Below are 4,984 nucleotides of genomic sequence, written 5' to 3'. Positions count from 1 at the left end.
AAACAAATCACCGATGGTGTTCAGCTGAATAAGGCCACTTCACAAGGTAACGTAGACGTGAATGCTTTTCAATCTTTATCCTATCTTCAAGCATATAATCAGCAAAATAAGGGCGGCAAGCTGGCAGCTCTAGGAACGACCTACTTAGAACCGATGGGGATCTATTCTAAAAAATACAAGGATATTTCAGATATCCCTGATGGCGCAACGGTCGCTATTGCCAATAACCCTTCTCAAGCCACGCGTGGTTTACTCTTGTTGCAAAAGGCGGGTTTGATCACTTTGAAAAAGAGTTTTGGCAGCTTAGGAACCGTCAATGACATTGCTGCTAACCCTAAAAAGTTGAAGTTTAAAAAGATCGACGACAACACGGGTCCGCGCATTATTAACAGTGTTGATCTAGTTTTAATTTCTAATACTGTGGCTTTGGAAGGTCACTTGAATGTTTTGCAGGATTCGATCTTTCATGAAAAAGTGGATCAGAGTACCAAGGCAAACGTCAATATTTTAGCAACTGCTGCGAAAAATAAGGATAAGCCAGCATACAAGAAGTTGGTCAAACTGTATCACCAAAAAGAAATTCAAAGATACATTAAGAAAAAATATTACGGAACCAAAATTGAAGTTAACAAACCATTGTCATATTTTGAAAATAACAGAGCGGAGAAAATCGGGAGACAATGAGCATTATCGGACATTAGATTGACATCGTGTTTTCCAGCGATGTTAGTCTAATGTTGGATAAGCGGAGTTGTCTGATTTTCGCAGCTCGACTAAATAACGGGGCAAAGTAAAGCACAAGAAAGCAAGCATTAGCGGAGAACGGTCTTGAATGGTTTTTAGGCATTGAAGGACGGACCTGAGTCAGCGAAAATTTCTGGTTTACGCAGCTCGAAAAAAATTAGATGTATTAAAAAGGAGATCTTAAATTATGGCTAAAGTTGAAAGTTTTACATTGGATCACACACAAGTTAAGGCACCTTACGTTCGGTTGATCACTGAGGCGCAAGGAAAGAAGGGCGATTCTATCAGCAACTACGATCTGCGCTTAGTTCAGCCCAATGAAAATGCGATCCCCACGGCTGGACTGCACACCATCGAACACTTATTAGCTGGCCTGTTACGTGACCGTTTGGACGGTGTCATTGATTGCTCACCTTTTGGGTGTCGGACTGGCTTTCACCTGATCACTTGGGGGGAGCATTCTACGACAGAGGTTGCCGAGGCTTTAAAAGGTTCGCTAAAAGAAATCGCCGATGAAGTGACTTGGGAAGATGTGCAAGGGACTGATATTTACAGTTGTGGAAATTACCGGGATCACTCCTTGTTTTCAGCTAAACAGTGGTCACGAGATATCTTGGCTAAAGGGATCAGTGATGATCCGTTTGAACGCCACGTGATTTAGATAATTTTGACAAGGAAGGTAAAGTATATGAGTAAACTTGCTATTGTTACAGGAGCTGGTCAGGGGATCGGTGAGGGGATCGCCCGCCGTTTGGTAAAAGATGATTATGCGGTCGCTGTCGCAGACATTAACGATGAAACTGCACAGAAGGTGGCGCAGGATCTGACTGCTCAAGGCTACCAAGCGCGTGCCTATCATGTTGATGTTGCGCATCGGCAAGAAGTTTTTGAGCTTGTTCAAAAGGCTGTCGCCGATCTGGGTGAGCTGGCGTTGTTTGTCAACAACGCGGGGATCGCGTTCATTGACAGTTTCGTAGATTCCGCCCCAGAAGATGTCGAGCGGTTGTTAGATGTTAACCTCAAAGGAACTTATTGGGGGATCCAAGCAGCTGCGACACAGTTCAAAAAACAGGGTCAGGGTGGGCGGATCGTCAACGCCGCTTCTTTGGCAGGCTACGAAGCCTCGGCTTTGCAAAGCGCTTATTCTGCTTCTAAATTCGGGATCCGTGGTTTGACCCAGTCGGCTGCTAAGGAACTAGCGACGGACAAGATCACTGTTAACGCCTATAATCCGGGGATCGTTCGCACTAAGATGCGGGATGTGATCGACGCAAAGACCGCAGCGATTAAAGGTAAAACAATTCCTGCACAACAAGCAAGTTGTTTAGAAGAAATTGCCATTGGCCGTGAAGGGACGCCTGAGGATGTTGCAGAGGTAGTAGCCTGGTTTGCATCGGATGCCGCGCAATACATCACTGGGCAGTCATTGCAGGTCGATGGTGGAATGAGATTCCACTAAAAGCTTGTCTTTGTTTCTGTGAATGATTAAAAGATTTCAAAGGATTAGGCAAATAACTGGGGGGCGCAGCTTGTGGTATGTTATAACGAAGTCGAACTGCGGTAGCTGATTTAGCAGTTCAAACAATCAGGAAAGGGAGAATTTTTAATATGAGTAAAGTTGCTGTTGTTGTAACTAATGACGTAGAGGACGTTGAATACACGTCACCAGTTGAAGCCTTGGAAAAAGCGGGGCATGACGTAAGAACAATTGAAAAGAACGCCGGAAATCAGATCACAGGCAAACATGGGTTGTCGATCCAAGCTGACAAGGGTATTGATGAGGTTTCAGCGAATGATTTTGATGCTTTGCTGATCCCAGGCGGTTTTTCTCCTGATCAACTCCGTGCAGATGAACGTTTTGTCGCCTTTGTTAAAGACTTTCTTTTGAGCAACAAGCACGTTTTCGCGATCTGCCATGGACCTCAGCTCTTCATTCAGACTGGTTTAGCCAATCAATTAAAACTGACAGCCTTTACCTCTGTGCGTCCTGACCTCTATTATGCCGGTGCACAGGTCTTAGATCAGTCGGTGGTTGTTGACAGCAAACATCAGTTAGTTACTAGCCGGACACCTGATGACTTGCCTGATTTTAATCGAGAGATCACGGCTGCGTTAGCCAAAAACTAAATAGAACAATTTAGATAGACGCTGATTGACAGGGAGACTGCCAGTCGGCGTTATTTTTTTAAGTTTGTCTGCCAAAGCGCAACGAAAGCTGGTAAAGTAGCTATATAATAATTCAAGTTTGAAGCAAAGGATGTTGCGCAATGGCAAGTATTTACATTAGAAAAGCTCAAGCAAGCGAGCTCGAGCAGGTTTTTGCCTTGATTAGTCAGGGTAAAAAATTGTTAGCCCAAGATCAGATCCCCCAGTGGCAGGGCGAGTACCCGCAAAAAGCGGATATTCAACAAGATATTGACAAGGGTGAAACTTACCTGTTAATTTTGGACGCAGAAATTGTCGGAACTGCGACTCTGTTTCAAGCAAATGATCCTAACTATGAGCAGATCTATCAAGGTCAATGGCAGCCGTCTGATAAAAAGTACGCAACGATCCATCGAATCACTGTCGCACCACAATACCACGGACAGCATTTAGCCGATTTCTTTTTCAGTAATCTGACTAGTGAAGCCTATCGCTTGGGCTTTCGTGAAGTACGGATCGACACACACGCTATGAATCAGCGGATGCAGCATGTAATTTTAAAACAGGGTTTCTCTTATTCCGGGATCGTTTATATGGATGGCGATCAAAATGACCAAAGAAATGTTTACCAGCTATTCTTAGGGTAAGGGAAAGGCCATCTTTTTTGAGGTGGTAATTTCTGTAAAGTTAGATATAATAAAAATGTAAGCGTTTTATTTTATGAGGAGGAACTATTCATGGCTAAAGAAACTGCAATCATCACTGGCGGTGCCAGCGGAATTGGTTTGGCAATTGCCCAGGAGTTAATGTCCCAAGGGATCCAAGTAGTTGCTTGCGACTTAAATGAGGAAGCGTTAAACAAGCTTTGCCAAGCAAACGAGCTCTACGATGGTAAAAAGGTTGATGTTACCGACGAAGAACAAGTTAAAGATTTCGTGGATTACGTTGTATCAAAGCATGGACGGATCGACCGTTCTTTCCATGTGGCAGGTGCTTCTAAGCCAGGTTTGATCATCGAACAGCCGCTCGAAGATTGGAACTTCACAGTTAATTTGGTCTTGAATGGGGTCTTCCTGTTTACCAAATACGTAGGACAGCAGATGAAAAAACAAAAGGGCGGCAAGATCGTCAATATTTCTTCTTTGAATGCCCATGTCCCGATGTTTTTCGGGGCAGCATACTCTTCAGCCAAAGCAGGAGTTGAAATGTTAACGAAAAATGCGGCGCTGGAGCTGGCAGATTATGGTATCAATGTGAATGTGATCTTGCCTGGATTGGTAAATACTCCTTTGACTGCAGGATTAACAGGAGATGAAACGATCAACGGTAGATTCAAGGAGCGGATCCCTGCAAAACGAGGGGGAGATCCGAAAGAAATCGCGCAGCCGGCAGTCTTTCTTTCCAGTGAAGGAGCCAGCTATATCAACGGCACTTCTCTGGTTGTCGATGGCGGCTGGGAAGTTACCGGCTATCCAGATTTACGAGTATAAGTTATTGTTACTCTGACTGACATTATCAGTGTCAGGTTGGGACAACGTGCTTTCCGGTCCTAGCAAAAACACCACCAAACTTTTGTAAGCTTGGTGGTGTTTTTGTTCATTTCTATCTGGTTTTTCTTGGACCAAAGTATTTGAAAGATTGGTCCAAGCTGGTGATTCTTGGACTAAAGTATTTGAAAGAAGGGTCCAAGCTGGTGAAACGGCTCCTGTCAAGCTGACAGTCAAATAAACGAAAACTATGATTATTTAATAAGCTAAGTTCAAGCCCAAGTTCAAGGTCAAAAGCGTCGACAACAGAAGGCTAGGTTTGTGTTGGAATTTTATTATTTGGACATTTAGGCAGCCTGATCACGATATTCTGCCGGAGTTAAAAAGCTTAAGCGCTCTTGGATCCGATCATTGTTATAAAAGGACATAAACTCATCGATTGAATCCTGTAAGTCTGCTAAAGTTGGATAGCTATCCCAAACGTACCACTCGTCTTTAAAATGGCCCCAAAAGCTTTCCATAGGGGAATTATCAATACATCTACCAACTCGAGACATACTACGCGTATAGCCCCATTTTGCTATAATTCGAACATAGGCTTTAGAGGT

General features: G+C 43.8%; 7 protein-coding genes. 6 read left to right on the top strand and 1 reads right to left on the bottom strand.

Annotated elements, in window-relative coordinates:
* The 6 genes from LFYK43_RS11875 to LFYK43_RS11850 form a co-directional block, all read left to right on the top strand.
* Nucleotides 1-684 (top strand): MetQ/NlpA family ABC transporter substrate-binding protein (locus LFYK43_RS11875; RefSeq protein ID WP_124978545.1); only part of this gene is annotated, 684 nt, incomplete at its 5' end.
* Between the two features lie 247 nt (nucleotides 685-931).
* Nucleotides 932-1,405, top strand: a complete 474-nt coding sequence (locus LFYK43_RS11870; RefSeq protein WP_124978543.1) for an S-ribosylhomocysteine lyase — start codon at nucleotides 932-934, stop codon at nucleotides 1,403-1,405.
* A 27-nt stretch (nucleotides 1,406-1,432) separates the two neighbouring features.
* On the top strand, nucleotides 1,433-2,203 hold the full coding sequence (locus LFYK43_RS11865) for an acetoin reductase (RefSeq protein WP_124978541.1): 771 nt from the start codon (nucleotides 1,433-1,435) through the stop codon (nucleotides 2,201-2,203).
* Nucleotides 2,204-2,352: 149 nt separating this feature from the next.
* On the top strand, nucleotides 2,353-2,871 hold the full coding sequence (locus tag LFYK43_RS11860; protein WP_124978539.1) for a type 1 glutamine amidotransferase domain-containing protein: 519 nt from the start codon (nucleotides 2,353-2,355) through the stop codon (nucleotides 2,869-2,871).
* Between the two features lie 140 nt (nucleotides 2,872-3,011).
* On the top strand, nucleotides 3,012-3,536 hold the full coding sequence (locus LFYK43_RS11855) for a GNAT family N-acetyltransferase (protein WP_124978537.1): 525 nt from the start codon (nucleotides 3,012-3,014) through the stop codon (nucleotides 3,534-3,536).
* A 90-nt stretch (nucleotides 3,537-3,626) separates the two neighbouring features.
* Complete coding sequence (locus tag LFYK43_RS11850; protein ID WP_124978536.1) at nucleotides 3,627-4,379, top strand: SDR family NAD(P)-dependent oxidoreductase; 753 nt, start codon at nucleotides 3,627-3,629, stop codon at nucleotides 4,377-4,379.
* A gap of 344 nt (nucleotides 4,380-4,723) precedes the next feature.
* On the opposite strand, the gene LFYK43_RS11845 is transcribed toward LFYK43_RS11850, so the two are convergent.
* Nucleotides 4,724-4,984: IS3 family transposase (locus LFYK43_RS11845; protein ID WP_148095629.1), on the bottom strand; the 261-nt coding region annotated here is incomplete at its 5' end.

The organism is Ligilactobacillus salitolerans (assembly GCF_003864415.1).
Classification (GTDB): Bacteria; Bacillota; Bacilli; order Lactobacillales; family Lactobacillaceae; genus Ligilactobacillus; species Ligilactobacillus salitolerans.
Note: the sequence above shows the minus strand (reverse complement) of the source record. Positions and strands in the feature narration are given on the sequence as shown.